17 protein-coding genes and 3 pseudogenes are annotated in these 20335 nt (G+C 55.5%); 8 read left to right on the top strand and 12 right to left on the bottom strand.

Annotated elements, in window-relative coordinates; translation table 11 throughout:
- Window positions 1-7 precede the first annotated feature (7 nt).
- The 5 genes and pseudogenes from ACA064_RS12270 to ACA064_RS12250 form a co-directional block, all read left to right on the top strand.
- Window positions 8-1246 carry an MFS transporter gene (locus ACA064_RS12270; protein ID WP_497673578.1) on the top strand — a complete coding sequence of 413 codons (1239 nt, stop codon included), beginning with the start codon at window positions 8-10 and terminating at the stop codon, window positions 1244-1246.
- 365 nt (window positions 1247-1611) lie between these two features.
- Window positions 1612-2112: pseudogene (locus tag ACA064_RS12265) on the top strand (nuclease-related domain-containing protein); the annotation flags it as partial.
- 51 nt (window positions 2113-2163) lie between these two features.
- Window positions 2164-2301: a hypothetical protein gene (locus ACA064_RS12260; protein WP_191624371.1), complete on the top strand. Its 138-nt coding sequence runs from the start codon at window positions 2164-2166 to the stop codon at window positions 2299-2301.
- 120 nt (window positions 2302-2421) lie between these two features.
- Window positions 2422-2568, top strand: a pseudogene (locus ACA064_RS12255) (RES domain-containing protein); the annotation flags it as partial.
- A 149-nt stretch (window positions 2569-2717) separates the two neighbouring features.
- Window positions 2718-2999: pseudogene (locus ACA064_RS12250) on the top strand (hypothetical protein); the annotation flags it as partial.
- 521 nt (window positions 3000-3520) lie between these two features.
- Here ACA064_RS12250 and ACA064_RS12245 read toward each other — a convergent pair.
- Window positions 3521-4270, bottom strand: coding sequence for an SDR family NAD(P)-dependent oxidoreductase (locus ACA064_RS12245; protein WP_497674234.1), 750 nt, complete (start codon window positions 4268-4270; stop codon window positions 3521-3523).
- 155 nt (window positions 4271-4425) lie between these two features.
- On the opposite strand from ACA064_RS12245, the gene ACA064_RS12240 reads away from it, so the two are divergent.
- Complete coding sequence (locus tag ACA064_RS12240; RefSeq protein WP_497673577.1) at window positions 4426-5331, top strand: LysR family transcriptional regulator; 906 nt, start codon at window positions 4426-4428, stop codon at window positions 5329-5331.
- Window positions 5332-5379: 48 nt separating this feature from the next.
- Here ACA064_RS12240 and ACA064_RS12235 read toward each other — a convergent pair whose 3' ends face one another.
- From ACA064_RS12235 to ACA064_RS12220, 4 genes are all read right to left on the bottom strand, one after another.
- Window positions 5380-6015 (bottom strand): LysE family translocator, encoded by a 636-nt coding sequence (locus tag ACA064_RS12235; RefSeq protein WP_497673576.1) that lies wholly within the window; start codon window positions 6013-6015, stop codon window positions 5380-5382.
- A 120-nt stretch (window positions 6016-6135) separates the two neighbouring features.
- Window positions 6136-7071 (bottom strand): 4-hydroxybenzoate octaprenyltransferase, encoded by a 936-nt coding sequence (gene ubiA / locus ACA064_RS12230; RefSeq protein WP_497673575.1) that lies wholly within the window; start codon window positions 7069-7071, stop codon window positions 6136-6138.
- Window positions 7072-7279: 208 nt separating this feature from the next.
- Window positions 7280-8152: an oxygenase MpaB family protein gene (locus ACA064_RS12225; RefSeq protein WP_497673574.1), complete on the bottom strand. Its 873-nt coding sequence runs from the start codon at window positions 8150-8152 to the stop codon at window positions 7280-7282.
- Window positions 8153-8235: 83 nt separating this feature from the next.
- Window positions 8236-8766: an ester cyclase gene (locus tag ACA064_RS12220; protein WP_497673573.1), complete on the bottom strand. Its 531-nt coding sequence runs from the start codon at window positions 8764-8766 to the stop codon at window positions 8236-8238.
- A 23-nt stretch (window positions 8767-8789) separates the two neighbouring features.
- Here ACA064_RS12220 and ACA064_RS12215 point away from each other — a divergent pair, with 23 nt between their 5' ends.
- On the top strand, window positions 8790-9683 hold the full coding sequence (locus ACA064_RS12215; protein ID WP_497673572.1) for a LysR family transcriptional regulator: 894 nt from the start codon (window positions 8790-8792) through the stop codon (window positions 9681-9683).
- 351 nt (window positions 9684-10034) lie between these two features.
- Here the strand turns inward: ACA064_RS12215 and ACA064_RS12210 are convergent, their stop codons facing one another.
- From ACA064_RS12210 to ACA064_RS12190, 5 genes are all read right to left on the bottom strand, one after another.
- On the bottom strand, window positions 10035-11354 hold the full coding sequence (locus ACA064_RS12210) for an outer membrane protein transport protein (RefSeq protein ID WP_497673571.1): 1320 nt from the start codon (window positions 11352-11354) through the stop codon (window positions 10035-10037).
- Window positions 11355-11516: 162 nt separating this feature from the next.
- The gene (locus ACA064_RS12205) at window positions 11517-13418 is read right to left on the bottom strand and encodes an acyl-CoA synthetase (protein WP_497673570.1); all 1902 of its coding nucleotides are present in this window, start codon (window positions 13416-13418) and stop codon (window positions 11517-11519) included.
- The gene (locus ACA064_RS12200; protein ID WP_497674233.1) at window positions 13418-14374 is read right to left on the bottom strand and encodes a fumarylacetoacetate hydrolase family protein; all 957 of its coding nucleotides are present in this window, start codon (window positions 14372-14374) and stop codon (window positions 13418-13420) included. Before ACA064_RS12200 ends, ACA064_RS12205 begins: the two co-directional genes overlap by 1 nt.
- A gap of 175 nt (window positions 14375-14549) precedes the next feature.
- Window positions 14550-15641: a VOC family protein gene (locus ACA064_RS12195; RefSeq protein WP_497673569.1), complete on the bottom strand. Its 1092-nt coding sequence runs from the start codon at window positions 15639-15641 to the stop codon at window positions 14550-14552.
- 87 nt (window positions 15642-15728) lie between these two features.
- Window positions 15729-16343, bottom strand: coding sequence for a TetR/AcrR family transcriptional regulator (locus ACA064_RS12190; protein ID WP_497673568.1), 615 nt, complete (start codon window positions 16341-16343; stop codon window positions 15729-15731).
- Between the two features lie 310 nt (window positions 16344-16653).
- Here ACA064_RS12190 and ACA064_RS12185 point away from each other — a divergent pair, with 310 nt between their 5' ends.
- Window positions 16654-17910: an NADH:flavin oxidoreductase/NADH oxidase family protein gene (locus tag ACA064_RS12185; protein WP_497673567.1), complete on the top strand. Its 1257-nt coding sequence runs from the start codon at window positions 16654-16656 to the stop codon at window positions 17908-17910.
- Here ACA064_RS12185 and ACA064_RS12180 read toward each other — a convergent pair.
- Both ACA064_RS12180 and mhpA read right to left on the bottom strand, forming a co-directional pair.
- Window positions 17899-18546 (bottom strand): TetR/AcrR family transcriptional regulator, encoded by a 648-nt coding sequence (locus ACA064_RS12180; protein ID WP_497673566.1) that lies wholly within the window; start codon window positions 18544-18546, stop codon window positions 17899-17901. The two genes, ACA064_RS12185 and ACA064_RS12180, sit on opposite strands and share 12 nt — an antisense overlap.
- Before the next feature lie 2 nt (window positions 18547-18548).
- Window positions 18549-20207 (bottom strand): bifunctional 3-(3-hydroxy-phenyl)propionate/3-hydroxycinnamic acid hydroxylase MhpA, encoded by a 1659-nt coding sequence (gene mhpA / locus ACA064_RS12175; protein ID WP_497673565.1) that lies wholly within the window; start codon window positions 20205-20207, stop codon window positions 18549-18551.
- Window positions 20208-20335: the final 128 nt, after the last annotated feature.

Below are 20335 nucleotides of genomic sequence, written 5' to 3'. Positions count from 1 at the left end.
AGATATCATGCAGAAAATCAGTTTTTCCCCGGCCTGCATCGTCATCCTGTCGGGCGTGGTCGCGGCCCTGCACTTGGGCAAGGTTTCCCCGGCCATTCCCGCTCTCCAGGTCTCGTTGAACCTGACGATGGTACAGGCAGGGTTCCTGCTATCGCTGATGCAACTGGCGGGTATGCTTGCCGGCGTCATGATCGGTGTCTTCAGCGATGGCCTGGGGCTTCGCAGAAGTATCATTAGCGGTCAGACAATCCTGTGCCTCGCCAGTGTCATTGGTATGGGTGCGCGGCAGCCTGATGAGTTGCTGATGCTGCGAGCCTTGGAAGGCGTAGGCTTCTTACTCACAACATTGCCGACCCCTGGATTGATACGACAACTGGTTTCTCGCGAGCGCCTGGCTTTACATCTGGGGCTGTGGGGATGCTACGTAGCGATTGGTACGTCCATAGCTTTTATCGCCGGCCCCACGTTGATAGAAACGATGGGCTGGCAAGGGTGGTGGGGTGTTCCGGCCATATGTTCGGCCGCAATGATTATCTGGCTTGTGCGAGCCGTGCCATCCGATCGACAGCGCCGGTTACCAGAGAGTGCCTCTGCGCGGTGGACAGCAGCGGCCAGTGAGGCCTGGACGCATCGACTCTGGACAATCCTCAAGGCATGCGGCCCTTGGCGTGTAGGTATCGCCTTTGCCATGTACTCGGGGCAGTGGATTGCCGTCATCGGCTTTCTGCCGTCTATCTATGCCGACACCGGTTTGTCAGGGCCGATGGCAGGCGCGCTGACGGCGCTGGCCGCCTTCGTCAATATCAGCGGAAGTACCTCGGCAGCTCTGTTGCTGCATCGGGGTATCAGTGCCAGGCGGCTGTTGTTGGTCGGATACATTTGCATGGCCATCATGACGCTGTTCGCGTTTGGCCAGTTCACTCAAGGCATGCCGTTCGTGCGTTATGGCGCCGTACTGGTCTTTTCAGCCGTCGGCGGCGTAATCCCGGGGACGCTATTCATGATCGCCGTGAGCGTTGCGCCCAGTGAACGAACCGTGTCGACGGCTGTGGGTTGGGTGCAGCAGATTTCATCAATGGGCATGTTTGTAATGCCACCACTGCTGGCCAAGTTGGCCGGTTGGGCGGGGGGATGGCATTGGACCTGGTTGGCGTCAGGACTGGCATCTTTGATTGGCCTGCTGCTCGCGACTGGCCTGGCACAAGACGATTACGTTCCATCTGTACCAGAGAAGGATTATTTGTGAGGTCAGGATAGGTGCAACGGATCAGATTAAACTGACCTCCTCCTTCCATCGCGCCGGCATTGGTCCGATCTCCCCTCTCGACGAACCCGAAACAACCATCGTGTTCATGCTCACGGCGGTCGATCATCTGATCGCTGAAATCGATCTTGTGCCTTAGCTGTCCTGGTAACGCTTAAGGTCAAAAGATCGCAGCCTGCGGCAGCTCCTACATTGACCGCGTGTAAACCCGATCCTGTAGGAGCTGCCGCAGGCTGCGATCTTGGCGCCTACCTCGCGCCACAACTTTCAAGCGACAATCTTGCCCGCGTCCTCCTCATTCCAGCGGCGCCTACGTCCGTAGTGAAGCAGTTTCATACGCATAAGCCGGCGGTGAAAAGCAGGCTCAGTGGACGCAACAGTTTTACAAAAAGCGTTCCAAATTCCAGAACCCGATTCACCAGAACTACAAGCACTTGAAAGCACTGCAAGCCGTGCTGGGGATCGGCCCAGAGTGTGTGCACTCGGTCATCGCCTTTGTCGGCGAGAGTACCTTCAAGTCCGAGATGCCGGCCAATGTCACCCAAGGCATGGGCTCGATCCGCTACATCAAGTCCTTCCAGCAACCGGTGTTCAGCGAGGCACAGGTGACGGCCATGCTGCATACCTTGCAAGCAGGTCGGCTGGCACCGACCCTCGCTACCCGGCGTGAGCATGTGCAACGTCTAAAGCAGCGCAGCGATCCATCGGCCTTACGCCAATGCCCGCGCTGCGGCAGTGCGCTGGTGGTGCGTACATTCAAAAGTGGCAGCAAAACCGGCCAACAGTTTTGGGGGTGCAGCACATTCCCCAAGTGCCGGACGATGCAGCCCATAGCGCCAAGTAGCTAAGCTTTATCAGGAGGCCGCTTCGCGAAATTTTGAAAAGTCAGGAGGCGAAAAGTGAGCAAACAACCTCAACCCCGTAGCCGCTCCAACCCTCAGCCCAGATCCCGCCCGGTAGTGCCTGACCTGCCCGGCAAAACGGGCAACAAGTCCGGGGGCTTGCGCGGCAACTACCCGACGAAGAAGTCGAAATGACCTGAGGAGTACGGCAGGCTTTGCGACTATCGCCATTGACCGTCTCAAGTCGTTCACTCTGGCCTTGACGATCTCCACTGGTCGCGGCGAACCTGCTCTACAGATTCTTTTTACCTACGTCTTCGCTATAACTCTGTGCGTATGCAGGGCAGTTACTGCTGGGCGCTGATGACCCTGAAACCAGTTTCATCAATTATTCAAACAGCCCATTACGAGATGATCTGGGACGGTCAGATCACCAGCGTCAGCAAAATCAGCGAAGCCTGAACGCGATCCCCCTGCCATCACCCGCGTAGAACCTTGCGCATCCATTACCCGCATCAATAGTCACCATCAACTCAATGAAGTTCTCATAAAAAATCCGCGGCGTAACATCAGCTCCATACCAAGCCATTACACCCCCGGAGCACACAATCATGAAACGCCAAACTCTCCTCAGCATCGCTTTCTCGGTTTTTGCAGTTAACGCTTTCGCCGCTACCTCTGCTCACCCGGTTGTCGCTGAAGGCGGCTCGGATCGTTTGATTGAAAGTCGCGTTGCTGAAGGTGGTTCGGATCGTTTGATCGAGAATCGCGTTGCCGAAGGTGGTTCGGATCGTTTGATTGAAAACCGCATCGCTGAAGGTGGATCCGATCGTCTGATCGAGAATCGCGTCGCCGAAGGTGGTTCGGATCGCCTGATCGAAAACCGCGTTGCATGAATGAATGTCTTTACAGCAGTACTCAATGAAAAGCCCGGCCTAACAAGCCGGGCTTTTTCGTGCGCAAAATAAATGAGTCTCCATTTACTGAGTGAAGCCTCATAGAGATGACGTGGTACGAAGTTGAACGCCTGCTATGTGTCGGTTTCAGCCCGTCGTGATCGGCAGCAATCGACTTAAGTCGGTCATTCGTGACAGGCAGAAACGGCCAATAGTGGTCATTCAAGACCCCTCCTGATTGGCGACCATACTCGCAAAATCGCAACGATTTCACTCGTAGCATTTTCCAGTTAGCAAAATCGTCTAGGCACAACTATGAAGGAAGCCATCTCCGTACTACTGGCGAAGGCCGAGAAATCGCCGTCAGTGAAAACCTATGCGCAATGCATGAGTCAATTACAAGAAACCGAAACAACGGTTTAAATCCTACTGACCCGGAAGTATGCGGTGAAGGGTGTGTAAGCGATCCAGTGTTGAGGTAAAAATGAGAAGCCCGCTAGCGGTCTTCTCGACTGTCATCAGGCGCTTTGGCCACCATCAACGTTGAGCGAGGCACCGGTTATATAGGAAGCATCGGGGCCTGTCAGGAAGGACACCGCGGCGGCAATGTCCTCTGGCTGACCGTAACGACCCAGCGCGGCCAATCCGGCGAAGAAGGGTGCATGATCCGATGTTTCAGGGTTCATGTCGGTATTGATTGATCCGGGCTGAATGATATTCACGGTGATGTTGCGAGGACCAAGATCGCGAGCCCAGCCTCGGGTGTACGCAGCCACAGCGGCCTTGGTTGCGATGTAATCGGCTGCGCCCTGGATTGGCAAATGATCGACAAGGGTTGTCCCCAAAGAAACAATTCGCCCCCCATCGCTCATCAGCGGCGCAGCAGTGCGTACGGCCGTTACGACCCCTCCTACGTTGATCGCTTGCTGACGGTCAAACGCTGCGACATCGGCGTCCGGAGTGCCTAGGGGGCCAGTGACGCATACGCCGGCACTGTTCACGAGGATATCCAGCCGGCCAAAGTGCTCATGAACCTGTTTGACCAACGCAGCTACCTGAGCGGTATCACCTTGGTCTGCTTGAATCGAAAGCGCTTTGACGCCTTGACGCTCGATTTCCGCTACGACGGCGTGGGCTTGATCAGATGACTTTGCGTAGCTGAAAGCGATATGTGCACCGTCTGCTGCCAGGCGTTTTGCGATGGCTGCACCGATACCGCGCGAACCACCCGTTACCAACGCCACTTTGCCTTTCAAATGCTGAGTCATTTTTGTCATCCCATTGAACCTGCCACCCGGATTGGCTGACTTTGATTTGTTGAAATCAATCTATAAGCAATCTTCAGCAGGATAAACAGGGTAAAAACAACACCAGTGTTCCTGATTTGATGATAATTTGCGCAAAATCAAATCGAGTAGACGACGTGGACTACTTCATGGCTGTTCGGGTTTTCTTGCAGGTTGTTGAGGCCGGAAGCTTTGTCAAAGCTGCACAAACCTTGGATTTGCCGCGCAATACGGTAACCAAGCACCTGCAATCGTTGGAGGCGCACCTGCGGGTCAAATTGCTGAACAGGACCACGCGACGTATTTCGCTGACCAATGACGGCACCGCATATTACGAACGCATGGTGCGAGTCCTCGATCAGTGGCAGGAGGCCGAATCGGACCTGATGAGTGCTCAAGCCCGGCCTCATGGTCGTTTGCGCGTCGACATGGGATCGACAATGGCCACCAGGCTGGTGTTACCTGCCTTGGCGGAATTTCAGGCACGCTACCCGGAGCTGCAACTCGATATTGGGGTTAGCGACAGGCCAGTGGATCTACTGGGCGACCGTGTGGATTGTGTCATCAGAGGGGGGCCGATTAGCGATCCCTCATTGATAGCCCGCCAGCTTGGCAGTCTTGCTTTCGTGACATGCGCAACGCCTGCTTACCTTGCCGCTAATGGCACTCCCGTTCACCCCTCAGATCTGGAAAGCGACCACCAGCTCATTCGCTATTTCTTTGCAGGCTCAAACAGGCGGCGGCCGGTGGAATTTGTCAAAGGGGAAGAACGGATCACCGTCGACGGTCGCTATTTAGTCGCAGTGAACGATTCGAACGCCTATCTGGCGGCGGGTCTCGCCGGGCTGGGTGTGATGCAGACGCTGGCCTTCATCGTCAAACCACACTTGGAGTCGGGGGCTCTAGTACCCCTGCTGGAAGAGTGGTCGCCTGAGCCCAATCCGATCTATATCGTTTACTCGCCAAACAGACATTTGAACGCCAGGGTCCGCGTGTTTGTCGAATGGCTAGTGGCGCTATTCGAGGCCAAAGGAATGAAATGAGTGAACTCATCCGCAAACGGCCGCTTTCTGCCCTGCGCATGTAAAAAGTTATTGAGCCGGTGAAGGGCGATAGGCGGCCAGCAGCGCCCCCATGCCCATCAGTAGCCCGCCGGTGATGCAATTGAAGTTGCGCAGGTGTCTCGATTGCAGGTGGCGCTGCAAGCGCGCACCGCACATGGCATAGAGCATCATAATGACGATATTCAGGGTGCACAGAGCGATCAATAGGCAAGCATATTGAGGTAGCTGCGGCTGTGTGCTGTCGACGAACTGCGGCAGGAACGCGGACATAAAGAGCAAGGCCTTGGGATTGGACAACGCCACCAGCAAACTGCGGGTAAAAATACCCGCCGAGCCTGCACCCGTGTTCTTATTCTGCTGCTCGGCGGACAGCGGCAAATTGCGCGAACGCAGCATCTGCCAACCCAGCCAGATCAGATAAGCGGAGCCGATCCATTTCAAGGCCTGGAATAGCGTCTCGCTCGCGGCCAGCAACAGCCCCAAGCCACAGGCCACGGCGGTGATCAGCAGGGCGTCGGCCAGCACTGCCCCGGCCATGCCCCAGAGCGCAGCCCTGAATCCATGATTTGAACCATTCTGCAAAGCGAGCAGAACGGTTGGGCCAGGTATGGCAACGATGGCCGAACTCATCATGATGAACAGAAGCAAGGTGGTTAGCGGCATACAAATATCCTGTTGAAGTTGAAACGCAATGAGCTTTCAGGCTGATCGCAATTAAAGATAGTCCTTCATTTCCTGGCAATCCCCTAAGGAAGGATTGATACCCATATACCGCCAATTCATTTATGTTGATGACAAATCCAAAATCCCAACAAGGCTTGAAAAAAGGATAATCAGCCCTGTCCAGATATTTGCTCGGAAAAGTTTGAAATTGAGTTCTGGTCGAGCAATATCGACTTGCCACGCTTGCCATCCAAGATGTACAGCAATAGCACACATGCCGATAAAATAAGGGAATGACATAGATAGCAGCCAACCACCTATAGACCAGAGAAGTGCTGTCGCGATGTAGAAGCCGGCTATCCATTCCCTGCCGCGGCCACCGAACAAAATCGCTGTCGAGCGTAGTTTAAGACGGGCATCGTCTGCGGCATCGACGTAGGCATAGATTGTGTCGTACCCGACTTGCCAGGTAATAGCTCCTAGCCACATTACAACAGCTCCAATAGGAACGGTACCCTGGGTATCTGACCACGCCATGAGCATCCCCCAATTGAATGCAGCGCCAAGAATTACTTGGGGCCAGTGCGTAAATCGCTTGCATAGGGGATAGATAAAAACCAGAGGAAGGAGTGCTACGGCAAGCCACCGTGTAAGCGGGTTCAGGAAGACCAGGAGCGTGGCCGCGAGGACTAGTTCCACAACAAGAAACACCAATGCATGACGTGTCCGCAACTGGCCGCTGGCAAGCGGCCGAAAACGGGTCCGCTCAACATGCGCATCAAAATTGCGATCAGATATGTCGTTTGCGGTAGAACCCGCGCTTCTCATGATGAGCGCCCCGAGCGAAAACAAGACGAGGCGAAAAATTGTTGGCATGTCATGTGCTGCCTGAGCAAGGCCTGCCAGGCATGGCAAAAGAGTAAGCCAAGTTCCTACAGGCCGATCTAGCCTGGCAAGCCGCGCGTATGGGCGCCACGGCTTCGGCAACCAGCGATCAACCCAATCAGCAAAATGGATATCGCTAAGGTCAAGTCGCGTGTGAGGGTTATTTTTCATAAGTTCGTCCGAGGGGGAGCATAGGGCACGTGACCAGCAACGTTTTGCGTCATGGCACGCCGTTGATGACACTCTTCGCCCTTCGAATCTGTAGATGGCACGCCGACATTTACTGACGAGACCATCCCTGACCGACTTAAAGGTGATATCGGTGATCAACCGAGAACGGCCAGACACTGTCGTTCAACTGTGGACTGCCCGGTTCGAGCTATTCAGTCAGCCCCATACGGCGCTTGGCGCGGTGCAATGAACAATTACGTACAGCCCAACGCAACACAGGCAAAATGTTATTGGCGCTGGCACGAACCAGTTTGCGTTTCAGCGGGCTCTGGGAGGCGCAGTACATCTCGCTGGCCCAATGCGGTAAAAGGTCAATACCTGCTTGCATCATCAACGAGCCAAACGGTCTTGCCAGGCGACTGGGTGACGGGGCGGCAAGCAAAAGCTCCAGTACTTCACGACTTCGACTGTCGCAGAGCAACTGCGGCCGCATTCGCTCAAGGTAGTCTGAAATTTCCCGTCTAGAGCGCGGCACCTCACGGGCGCCCAAACGCTGCGCGATAGATGCAGCTTCATCGTAGTAACGATCTTGATCATCCAACGACAAGTGTGGATTTTTATATCGTAGGTGTGCCGAAAGAAAACTACTGACCTCACCAACATGAACCCAGGTCAACAAATCCGGGTCACTGGCTGCATAAGGCCGGCCATCAAGAGCCGTGCCAGTGACCTGCAAATGAATGGTGCGCACTTTTTCGATCAGCCACTCGGCATCCTGGCGTGAGCCAAAGGTGGTTCCAGAAATAAATAATCCAGTTCGCCGCAGACGACCAATCATATCCTCGCGAAAAGTTGAGTGATCCCAGATACCTGCCAACGCAAGCGGGTGCAATGCTTGCAACATAAGGGCACTAATACCACCTATCAGCATACTGCTGTAGTCCCCATGCACCTGCCAACAGATCGAATTCGGCCCGAAGAGACCTGGGTCACCCTTGGGATTTTCCAGATCGATTTTGACAAGAGACAGTCCCGTCAAACTCATGACTTGAGTTTCAATGCGGCGACGAATGAATTCCATAGCAACCTTATGTGGACGACACAAAAAACTGAAACACTGCCCGGACTTATTAGTAACAACAAAGCCCAGACAATAAAAGCACCTTAAGCGTATTCAAAAATACCTAGTTGCTTGGCCATGAATAATTCGTTTCGCTCAACAATCTCCTCGACAATCTTCCCTTCAGTATTAAATCGAAAGTAAGTTAACGCGGTCCACGCCAAGTCTTTGCCCGCAACATCAAACCCGTGCCAAGTATTAGAACCCTTAGTTTGATGCTTCAATGCCACCACCACTATATCGCCCGCCACAACCTCCTTTTGGAAGGTCGTGTGTATAGAGTCATATCTGTCAGTCACATTCAGTCGCAACGCTTTCTTGAAAGGCCCTACACCAACGATAGGCGCAATGCAGTCCGGTCTATGAACAACGACATCATCCGCAAAAAATTCCGCCACGCGATCCACATCTTTTCCGTCAACGCAGAATTTAAAATAGTTTTTTACGACACCCAGATTATTACTCAATTGAATACCTATCGAGTTTCCTTCAGCGCAGAACATCTTTGCTGCAAGGGATAGAATTAGGTTAACGGTAGCAATTAAATTGAAAAAGCCTTTAACTGGAAATGACATTTTCGCTCAATGGAACAATGCTGATGGATCGCTGGACCGAATATGAACTGTTTGTAAAGGTCACAGAGCTGGGCAGCTTGAGCAAGGCAGCAGAGGCGCTGGACCTGTCTAATGCCGCTGCCAGCCGCCACTTGGCGGCACTGGAGGATCGTCTAGGGGCGAGGTTGATAGAGCGCAGTACACGCCGATTATTTGTCACTGAGGTCGGCAAGGACTTCTACAACAATTCCAAGGCCGCACTACTGGCCATGCAAGGCGCCACCGATGCCGTGTCCGCGACCAAAAGCCATCCAATGGGTGTGTTGCGCGTTACCGCCTCTTTATCGCTGTGCCTACAGCACATATTGCCCCTGCTGCCGAAATTCAATCAGCAGTACCCTGATGTTCGCTTGGACATCGTTGCTGAAAATCGCTACTACGACATCATTGACGACAACATTGATGTGGCGCTTCGGACACGAGAAAGTGAACCTGACACGAGCCTGGTGATTCGGCGCTTGACTGAGACACGGCGCACGCTTGCCGCGTCGCCTGATTATTTGCGACGTCACGGCTCTCCCGAGCACCCTCAAGCATTGGTTGACCATCAACTCTTGCTTTACACCTACGCCACCGCCCCTTATGAAATGGTTTTCCAGCGTGAGGAGGAGTCCATCACGATCTCGACAAAAGCATCACTTGAGTCCAACGATGGTCAGCTCTTGCGGGCAGCAGCGCTGCAAGGATTAGGCGTTCTTGCTCAGCCCACTTATGTGATACACGACGATATTGTTGCGGGTCGATTGATTCCAGTTTTAGCCGACTGGAACCTACCCAGATTAGCAATCAACCTCGTTTATACGTCCCGACTGCATTTGCCTGCGAAAACGCGTGCATTCATCGACTTCATCGTCAAGGAATTTCAGCATTTAGACTAATGCAAGGGCTCAACAATTGCGGCCCTTCGCGAGAGGCAGCAATCGGCCAAAAGCAGCCGGTGACGACTGGCAAAGCTGGGCCAACAACCGTCTCTTACCCTTGAGTATCTTTCGCAGGGGGCGATCATGAAGCGATTCATTGAAGGTGACGGTACCTGCAAATCGAACAGCATATTCTCCAATGGGTTAACGCCGACGACCCACCAATTACCGCGAAAGTGTTCGCGGCAGTGGGTGCTGATTGACCGGCGGAACTGCATCACGACCCCGTTGGGATAGTTGCCTTCGATTAAAAGTGAACCTTCAGGACGGCTTGCGAAAATGGGCTCCCTTAAAAGGGAATGGTGTCGATTAGTACCGATAGGTTGCCTGCACTGAAAATCCATTCGCACTATTTTCGTAATTGGCACTGTATTCCGGTTGAAGACCGGAGTTGTTCGACTGCTTTACTGAGACTTTGGAATCCCAGAGATAACCATAAGCAAAGTCTATCGTCAGATCGGAATTCGGCGAATAAGCACCACCCAAAGTCACGGCTTGGCGATTTCCAACAGGAATGCGCACGCTGCGGTCGGCATTTCTGATTGGCGAAGGATCATAGGCGTAGCCTGCGCGCAGCAGCCATTGTTGGTTCAATTGATAGGAGGCGCCAACTGCGGTGCTCCAAGTGTCGCGCCAGTTCATTTCTTCGATCACATGTCCCAGACCAGCCGCCTGGCCCATGGGGGAAAGACCGCTGTTGACTGCCTCGACCTTCTGGATCCGGCTCCAACGTGTCCAGGTGGCCCCCAGGTATCCCGTCCAGCGACTATTGAAATGATGGGTGATGGACGTGTCCACGGATTCGGGCATCGTGAGGTCTATCTTGTTGTCATACTTTCCGTCCAGCGGGATAACGCTCGGGGAGCCGTTAACCTCAGTATGCCCTTCGAGTTCATAGTCTACCTTCGAGTGATAGTTAATCCCCCAAGTAGTTGCATCACTCAAGTCAACCAAGAGACCGACGTTGTAGCCAAGTGCCGTGTCATCGCCTTTGATGGTGACCAGTGTGTCCTGACCGTTGTTCAGGGCGCCGGTGGCCAGGTAATTCTGAAGCTTTGCACTGAAATGGTTGATGGTCGGTCCACCACCAATGGACACGTAATCATTGATCCGCCAGGCAATGGTGGGCTGCAGGGTTATTTCCTTGGTCGTGCTATAGGAACCATGGTAGCGGCCCTGAAAAGTGCTCTCGTAATCATTGATCAGACCACTCGGCGCATAGAGGCCAAGACCAATCGAAAAACGATCATCAAGTGGCGTCGACATATAAGCGAAGGGCACGACTCCCAAAGGTACCGAGTCCCCTTTATTAGTGCCTGCGACACTGCTTTGCGCATCACTGATGTCGTCGCTCACCGAGACGACCGCGGCCCCGCCGGAAATCTCACTGCGTTTCAACTTGGTCAAGCCTGCGGGATTTCCAAAGATAGTGCTGGCGTCCAGCGCGGAAGACGACCTTCCCGCATAAGCAGTTCCCGCACTGCTTGCACTTTGTTCGTTTAGAGCAATGCCATTGGCGCCTGCCATTGTAGAGGCGCTGAGTAGTGCCATGGCACTGGTGAACTGAATCCAGATAGCCCACTTTCGCTGAGCAGAGAGACACGGGATCACACGGCTATTCAGTTTCATTTTCCACCTCTTATTTATTGTTTTTGTTGATTGCACGCAGGCAAGGCTTCGCCTTCCTGTGCACCTGTCAGTGCCGGTTGGAGTTGATCGAAGTTGTGTAAAAGGCCCTGGCTGAACAGCACCAGGGCATGATTGCTGGACTTACAGATGCAAATCAGGGACTCAATTAAGCCACTCGATTTGGAAGCTATAGCGTCCCAGGAGCGGCGCCAGGATTTCTTGGCTGGTTCCGGCCCGGATGCAGGCGACAAACCCACGGCGATTGTCCTGCACTACCTCAACAGCAATATCCGAAAGCCCCAGGCGCTCCACTTCCTGCTGGACTACTTTGGCAATCTCCCGCTGCTGCAAGGCCGGCTTGAATATCTTGCCCACGGCAGTCAGTGGCAACGCTTCGAGGATTTCAATGCGCTTGGGAACTGCTGCCCGCTCGCTGATGTTGAGATGAGCGAACGCCTCAAGTTCTTCGGTGTTGCAGGCTTGCCCGGGGCGCAGTTGAACGTAGGCGACCGGCACCTCGCCCGAGTAGGCATCGGGGCTGCCGATTGCAGCGGCCAAGGCGACGGCGGGATGCGCCTGCAAAGCCTCCTCGATTTGCTTGGGATCGATGTTGTGGCCGCCGCGGATGATCAACTCCTTCTTGCGGCCGGTCAGCCAGAAGTAACCCTGCGCATCCTGGCGACCCAAATCGCCCGTATTCAACCAGCGCTGACCGTCGATATCGATCCAAAGGCCCTGGTTATGACGCTCATCCAGATAACCTTGGAAAAGGTTCGGACCACTGATCGTAATGAGGCCGATCTCATCCACGTTGGCGTCGCGCAGGAACTCTCCAGAATCATTGAGCACGACCGCGCGCATATTCTGGTAGGCGATCCGTAGCCCAATGGAGCCGATACGGCGCTCGCCATGGGGCGGATTGATTGAGGAGACGCAGGCGCCCTCGGTAAGACCGTAACCTTCAAGGATCTTTACCCCGGTCCGGCGCTCGAACTCTCGGAAAAGTTCAGCCGGCATGGGTGCGGCGCCACACATTGCAAAGCGAAGACTGGATAGGTCGCGGCCCTGCCATTCATTTTGCAGAAGTGCAGCATAGACAGTCGGCACGCCGGAAAAGAGGTTGATGCCGAAGTGCTCGACCATCTCCCAGAATCGTGGGATCACCCCCTCGCCACGATACCCATGAGGCGTCCCGAGGATCACATGGTCGCCTTGAGTCCAAGGCATCAGCCCAGTAACCAGTTGTCCATTGACATGAAATAGCGGCAGGCCACAAAAGATAACCTGGCCACCACTGCGTGGCTCCAAGTGAGAGGCCACGGCCCATGCATTGAATACTTCAGAGCCATGGGTACGCGCGGCGATCTTGGGGAGCCCAGTGGTGCCGCCAGTACAGATGTAGGAGGAGCATTCATCCTGGCGGATTTGCCGACCGCTCTTGAGGTGTGTGTGCGGCTGAGCATTCATCAGCGATTGCCAATCGTGGATCGCAATATCGCTGTGTAAATCTCGTTCCTTCAGTGCCACGGCTTTCAGGGCCCCACGCACTGGTTCGTCGACATAGGGCGCCATGCTGACCCAAACGACAGACCTGATCCCGGGTAACTGATCCAGCTGCGAAGCCAGTTTGGGCCACAGATCGCTGCCTGGAGTCGGCGCGAGTGTCACCACCACGGATGCCTTGGCGGCATTCAGCAAGCCAGCCATCTGCTTGGCCTCGAGCAGAGGATTGATCGCCATGACGATGCCCGCCGCCTCCCCGCCCCATATAGTGAAATGGGTTTCCGGCAGATTGGGCAGGATGAAGGCAAGCACCTCGCCCGGTTTTATACCCAGATCATGGAAGGCATTCGCCGCGCGGGTGATATCCGCGAAGAGCTGGGAGTAGTTCCACTCGTAGGTGCGCCTGAAATCGGCGGCATCGGCGAAGAAGCTTAGCGCCGGCGCCTGGGGGGTGCACTCGGCCGCCTGTCGCAGCGCTTCATAAGTGCTGCAAGCCAGGCCACGCTCCGACAAGGGGACTCGTTCGAGACTTTCGATGTCATTCAGGCTCTGCACAACCATCAGGCTTCCCCCACGACTCGGTTGCGTTGCACGCCGAGGTCGATCACACCATCGGCACTGCGAATGCGCGCCTCGACCACGTCACCTGGCTTGAGATACTGCGGCCGACCCTCCTGCGCCTTGAGGAAAAGTTTCCACTTGGTGGCTTCTGGCATCAGGGCCGCAATGCGCTGTTTGGCAGGCGAAGGTATCGTTAGGGCACAGCCGGCAGGAGTACCGGTGGCGATCAGGTCTCCAGCGGCGAGATCTTGCAAGGCGGAGAGCTCGGTAAGGGTTTCAGCGGGGCCGTAAACCAGGTTGGCCGTGCTGTCGCTCTGTCGCACCTGGCCGTTGACCGTCAGGCGCAGCTGCAGTGCTTTCAGGTAATGCATGTCCTTGGCATCCAGAAGGCAGAGGTAGGGGCCGACCGGGCCAAAAGTGCGGAAGCTCTTGCCCTTGTAGAACTGCATCTGGGGAATTTGAATGTCACGCGCCGAGTAGTCGTTGACAATGACGACGCCTGCAATGAACTCATGCAGATTGGCGTCGGTGATAGCAATAGCGCCGGTGATCGAGCGCTTCATCACAAGACCCAGTTCGATCTCGTAGTCAAGGAAGCGCACGGTGCGCGGCTTGATCAGGTCACTATCAGCTGCCACCAGGCAACTCGTCGCCTTGGTGAAAATCATGTTGAATTTCTTCGCATCCGGGTCCATGCCCGACTCGATCATGTGCTGACGGTAATTGGCGCCCTGGCAGACGAACTGCTGGTTACGGGTCACCGGCGACAGCAGTTTCACTTCACCCTCCTCCAACTCCGTACCTTTCAATTGAGCGAGGTCGTCGATACTGTTCTGGCGAATGAAGTCACCGGTGGTTTCAAAAGTACCGGGGACAACCGTGATACGGCCCTGGCGTAGCACGCCCCAGTGGATACCATTCTGAAATTCAAAGCGGACTACGTGTACAGCAGACATTGAAGGTACTCCTGGAGCAGTGTTGGTCCCGTGCTCGGCGGCGCGAGAACTGTGGTGTTGTTCTGAGGGGGGGCTGGCAACGCTGTAGACCAGCGAGCCGCCGACGATCAAAGCACCGGCTTTGAGCACATCCCGCCGGCCATACCTGGTTGAATTGCTCGACATGGCGGCAGCTCTACCCGAACATCCGCATGAGTGTTATCAACTTGCGAATGGTTAAGTCCGGGCTGCGTCGCAGGTTACGGATCAGCGCACGCAGATTGGTCAAGCCCATCTTGGGTTTTGTAAAACTCTTGGGCATGAGCTGTCCCCACTGGGCCATTGCCTCGGGGCTCACGGGATGAATGCCAACAGGCTGTACGGCCGTGAAGATATCCCCGTCGCAGTAATGCTCATGCTTATCGCCCCAAGGGTCTTGCCAGTAATCGAAAATCTGACTGCCCAGAATGTGTCGGCCGATTCCCCATGAGTGCTCCCACCCCCGCTCCCGCAAGACCCGCTGCCCCATGCCCACCGCGTCTGCATCGACCACCTCATAGGCGCTATGGCTATAGGTAGCCATGAACCCTTGCGCTATCGCGAGCGTATGGTGATCCGTGGGAATTTCACCGAGGTCCAGGCGCATGAAGGCGACGATAGGTGTGCCATCGGGGAGTACTTGCACATCGCTGGGAATAAACCCGAAATGCTGCGTATACCAGGCACAGGTCGCCTGGTAGTCGGCCACTTCGATTACGATGTGGCCCAGTTTGAGTACTTCAGGCGGAGCAATCGGCGGGCGCTGCGTAGAGTTGATTCGCGGTTGCTCCTGCGCCAGATTCCAAGGAAGAGGAGCTCTGTGTAGCAGAGTTTCACCTGGAGTCTGGTGGCAAACAGCTTCCACAATGAAACCGGAAGGATCGGTCAGTCTGACGCAATACCCGCCACCAGGATGTTCCGACTTCTCTACCGGTGACGCGCCTGGGATTCGAGTCAGCTTTTCCAGATCCTTGCGAGACTGGACTGCCAGTCCGAACCCAACAAAACGTGCATGTTCTGCACGATGGACACGGTAACAGTATGAAGTGGGTTCGGTGGCGCGTAGATAGAGCGTATCGGCGTCCTGCTGACTTACCGTCAGGCCGAAGTCAGTCAGGAATCGAGCCGCCTCGTCCAAGTCCGGCCTCTGAAATATCAGGTGAGTCAGATCTCGGGCCTTCACCGTTGGCTGCGGATGCCGGGCGGGTTGTGGTGTCGCCAACTGGGGCATTTCATTTTTGTTGTTCATTGCTCTTGTTTTCCGGGTTTTTAGGGCAAAGCTGTCCCCAACCCCTGAAAAAACCAGGGGTGTTGTCTAGTTGAGTCAGTTACGAGCTCAGTCGAGAGACGGAAGTGCCGGCAACTCTTTGGTCGCCAGCGCACGAGCCTCCTCTGGCGGCACACCCAATGCCCGCAGTACTAGCTCGGCCGTGTCTGAGCCCGATTCGCGCCACGTCCTGTGCCCTTCCAGCACCAGGAAAATCGAGCCGAGGACGCTGCTCGATATCAGCGTCAGTACTGAGAGCAATTGCTCCTGCGCAAACGTGTAGCGCCCACTGGAAAGCCCGCTCAGAAGATCCGTAGTCGCTTGGCTGGAAAACATTTCGCGCAACGAAGAATTGCTCATGGCGAATTTATGTATGAATGCCCCCCACTGGGAGTCCTCGTGAGCTCGACGAATGAAGAGTCGAACGCCATTGGCAAGGCGCTGAGCCGGATCGGAGAGGGAATTGAAGCTCTTGTTGACGCGTTCATGCATCTCCCTCGCGAGATGGCTGGCGACCGCCTCGAACAGGCTTTCCATGCTTTCGATGTTGCTATAGACCGTTCCGCGCGCCACTCCTGCCTCTTGCGCGAGGTCGAGGATGTTCACCTGCGAGGTGCCTCTTTCAGCGAACAGGCGAAAGGCGGCTTGATGAATGCGGCGCTGTGTTGGATTTAGGGTTTCCACGGTTCTCTCTCCAGGATTACCTTATGGCCTTATTGAACACGCGTGTTCATTTGACGTCAACGACGTTTTTTGAATCAAGTACGCGCTTCACAATCAAAACGGTTATATATCTCATAAATTCGGGGGCTTTCTGAGTAATGAAGAGCCATTCAGATGTCCACGCATTGACTTATTTGAACACGCGTGTTCAGCTCCATGTTCTTTGGCTCGTCCTCTCGGCAGGGCCATCAAACCGGCCCATCGATGTAAACCAGGACTTCAACAAACCTGAGCGATGGCTGGCCGTTTTTTCATTCCTGAAGGACAGAACATGACCGGCTCAAAGCTCTTCGAACCGCTTCGATTGCCTAACGGCGTGGTGATTCCCAACCGTATTGCCAAGGCTGCCATGGAGGAGAACCTTGCCAATGAGGATCACGCTCCAGGGGAAGCGCTGGCCAGGCTCTATCGACGTTGGGCGGACGGTGGGGCCGGTCTGATCATCACAGGCAATGTCATGGTTGATCGCCACGCCTTGACCGGACCGGCTGGCGTGGTGCTTGAGGACGATCGAAACCTGGGCAAATTCAGGCTATGGGCCGATGCGTGCCGCAGTCGTGGAGCCCAGGCCTGGATGCAAATCAATCATCCCGGACGGCAGCTATTGGCTTCAATGGGGCAATCGGCACGGGGGCCCTCTGCGGTTGCCGTCGACATTCCCGGACTATCAAAGGCTTTTGTGCCGCCCAGGGCTTTGAATGAGCAGGAGATCGAAGAGCTGATTGAGCGCTATGCCCATGCTGCAGCGCTGGCCGAGCGTGCCGGATTCACCGGCGTGGAGGTTCATGCAGCGCATGGCTACCTGTTCAGCCAATTCCTTTCGCCCTTGACCAACCGGCGTAACGACCGCTGGGGTGGCAGCCTGGAAAATCGTGCGCAAATTCTCCTGCAAACCATCGACGCAATACGTCAGCGAGTGGCACCGACCTTTTGTGTCGCTGTGAAGCTCAATTCCGCGGATTTTCAGCGAGGCGGTTTCGATGCCGAGGATGCGGCTCGCGTGGTGGAAATGCTCAACGCCAAGGCGGTCGACCTGGTCGAGTTGTCAGGTGGCAGCTACGAAAGCCCGGCGATGCAGGGGCAGACCCGCGATGGCAGCCGCTTGGCTCGAGAAGCCTATTTTCTCGAGTTTGCGGAGAAAATAGGAGAAATAGCGCGCATGCCGCTGATGGTCACCGGCGGCGTGCGCAGAAAGGAGGTCGCGGAGCGAGTGGTGAGCGGCTCGGTGTCGATGGTGGGGCTTGCCACTGCGTTGGCAATCGAGCCGGCACTGCCAAGCCAGTGGATGGCAGGTCAGGACACCGAAGTGGAGCCCATCGTCGTCCGCTGGAAGAACAAGGCGCTGGCATCGCTTGCAGTGGCGTCGGTGATCAAGAAGCAGCTCGGCTTGTTGAGCCAAGGGAAACGGACAAAACCCAGGACGTCGCCATTCATGGCATTGATCGGCAATCAGCTGAAGGCTCGTCGCCAGGCGAAGAACTATCGGCAATGGATTGGGTCGAGGATGACATCAGGACTAGACGGGTAGCGGCTTGCCGGCGATTCTCTTGGCTCTGGCAGGTGTTACGCCCAGAGCCTTGAGAATCATTTCGGCGACTCGCAGATCGTGCTCCGCCACCGCACGCCCCTCGACAACCGAGCGCATTGCTCCGGTTGTGCAGGATACGACCATGTCCAGGGCGATCCCTTCGTCCTCGTAAGCGAAAGTGCCCGCGCGCAGACCTTCACGCAGGTCGCCAAGCACATGGGCAGCCAATCGCGAGCGCATGGCCTGATCGAAATGGATGATGCGCAGCAGTGCATTGGCCCATTGGTGGTCGTCGGCGGCCCGGCATACGAACATGCGCACGCCAATCGAAAGCCGCTGTGCGCCGCAGTCCACGTCCGAGCTCAGGGCGGAAATGGCATCGGAGAACTCGGCGGCCATGGCGATGCCAACTGCCTCGAGTACTTCGTCGCGAGTTCGAAAATAGTTGTAGATGGTGCCGTTGGATACCGCGGCCTCCGCGGCCACCTCGAGCAGTGCAATCTCCCCCACCTCCTTACGTGCGACAAGACGCAATGCCGCGTCCACCAGGCCGCGACGGGTGCGTTCACGCTTCTTGTGGCCTCGAGTGAGAGGCTCTTGCGCAGTTGCTTCTGAAGGAAAAGTGGGGGAAGGCATCTTCAGGCTCTTAATCGAGGGGGCTCGTTAATGGTAATGGAAACGCTATCGGCTGTGGCGTCGGCGCTAGCCAACAGGCCCATGCAGTCTCGAACGAGACTGCCTGCCTCTGCGCCAGGGACGTGGTGCATGATGATGCGGTCGGGGCGTACCGCGACCAGCGTTCCTTTAGCAGCCAGCGGCAGGATGTCATGGTTCAGGTCTTCGATGAAGTCGCAACTGCCACCGGAGCGCGTGCCGCGGGTTCTGATCTCCAGGAAATGGCCTCCCATTTTTTCCCAGGAAACGACCTGGGCGCGGGTCAGCAGTGACAACGGGTCAACACCGAATCCAACCAGGGTCAGGTTGTCTCCAAGCGCATCGTCGCTCAATTTGATCTGCTTTTGCATGGTGCGAACCCAGGCTTGGGGAAACAGACTGCCACGAACCAGCTTATCGCCACGACGATGCTGCACGAACAGGCCGTTTTTGAAGATGTTCTTCGGCTTGATGTCCAGCTGTTCGAAGTACCTTCTGGTGGCGGGAGTCAACGCCAGCATGCGCATCAGGCCGTGGACGAAGAAAGCTGCGATCTTGTTTCTGGGCATCACCAGGCGGCCCATGAGTTTCGCCAGATTGATCATCGCCTGGGCATGGGGGCGACGCTCTACGTCATAGCTATCGAGCACTGAAGGCGCGGCATGGCCGCGAAGGACCCAGGCCAGTTTCCAGGCCAGGTTGGCGCCATCTCGAAGGCCTGCAACGAGACCTTGCCCGACAAAGGGAGGGGTAATGTGGGCTGCATCTCCTGCGAGAAAGGTGCGTCCCTTACTGAATTTATTGCAGCAGCGCGCGTGGAATCGATACACCGCTTTGCGCTCGATTTCCAGCTCCTGCGGATTGATCCATGGCGCGATCAGTCGGGCTATGCTTTCCGGGCTTTCCAGCTCTTCCCGGGATTCGCCTGGGTGTAGCATGAATTCCCAACGCTCCCTTCCGCCGGGAGCGGGCATGTGCGGCGTTGGGCGCCGTGGATCACAGATAAACTCAATGTGATCAATCGCTGACTTATGCCGGTTCATGACATCGACAATCAGCCAATCCTCTGCATAGGTTTGTCCTTCGAATTCCTGGCCAATCAGTGCTCTGACCTTGGAGCTTGCGCCATCCGCACCTACCAGGTACTGCGCGCGAACGGAATGCAAGTGGCCATTCTGATCACGTACGGAGGCGACGACACCGTCCGATTCCTCGACCAGGTTCTCAAGTTCGAAGCCACCAAGGCTGGTCACTGACTTCAGCCTGGAAACCTGGCTGCGCATCGCTCGTTCGAGGTCGGGTTGATAGAAAGTCACAAGCTTGGGATGGCCGTCGATACACCCTGCGGTATTGGCTCGACTGAATTGCCCGAGAACCGGGGAGTGCATCTTCACTTCAGGGATAGCGATCTTCTCGAAAGCGTCTTCCGACAATCCGGCGAGTTGCAGGATGCGCAGCGCCTCGTTGTCCAGGGCAATGGCGCGGGGCATCAGCAGGACCTCATGGGTCTTGTCCAGTACCAGTGTCGTTATCCCATAGCGGCCGAGCAGCGCCGCGATTGTCGCACCTACCGGACCGTTACCGACGATCAGCACATCGACGGCGGCGGGAGGCAATTCGGAAACTTTCTTGTTGTTGTTCATCTCGAGCCCTTGTTGTGATTGAAGTCGTGAGACGCGCAGGTCTCATCGTCAGGCAAAGTGAAGATATTAAAAAATGAGACATTTATCAATATTGATGTTTTTGTCATTTATTTTTGAGATCATTGACG

It is taken from the genome of Pseudomonas sp. LBUM1658 (genome assembly GCF_059716055.1).
The sequence above is the reverse complement of the archived record's forward strand: the minus strand, read 5'-3'. Positions and strand labels throughout refer to the sequence as shown.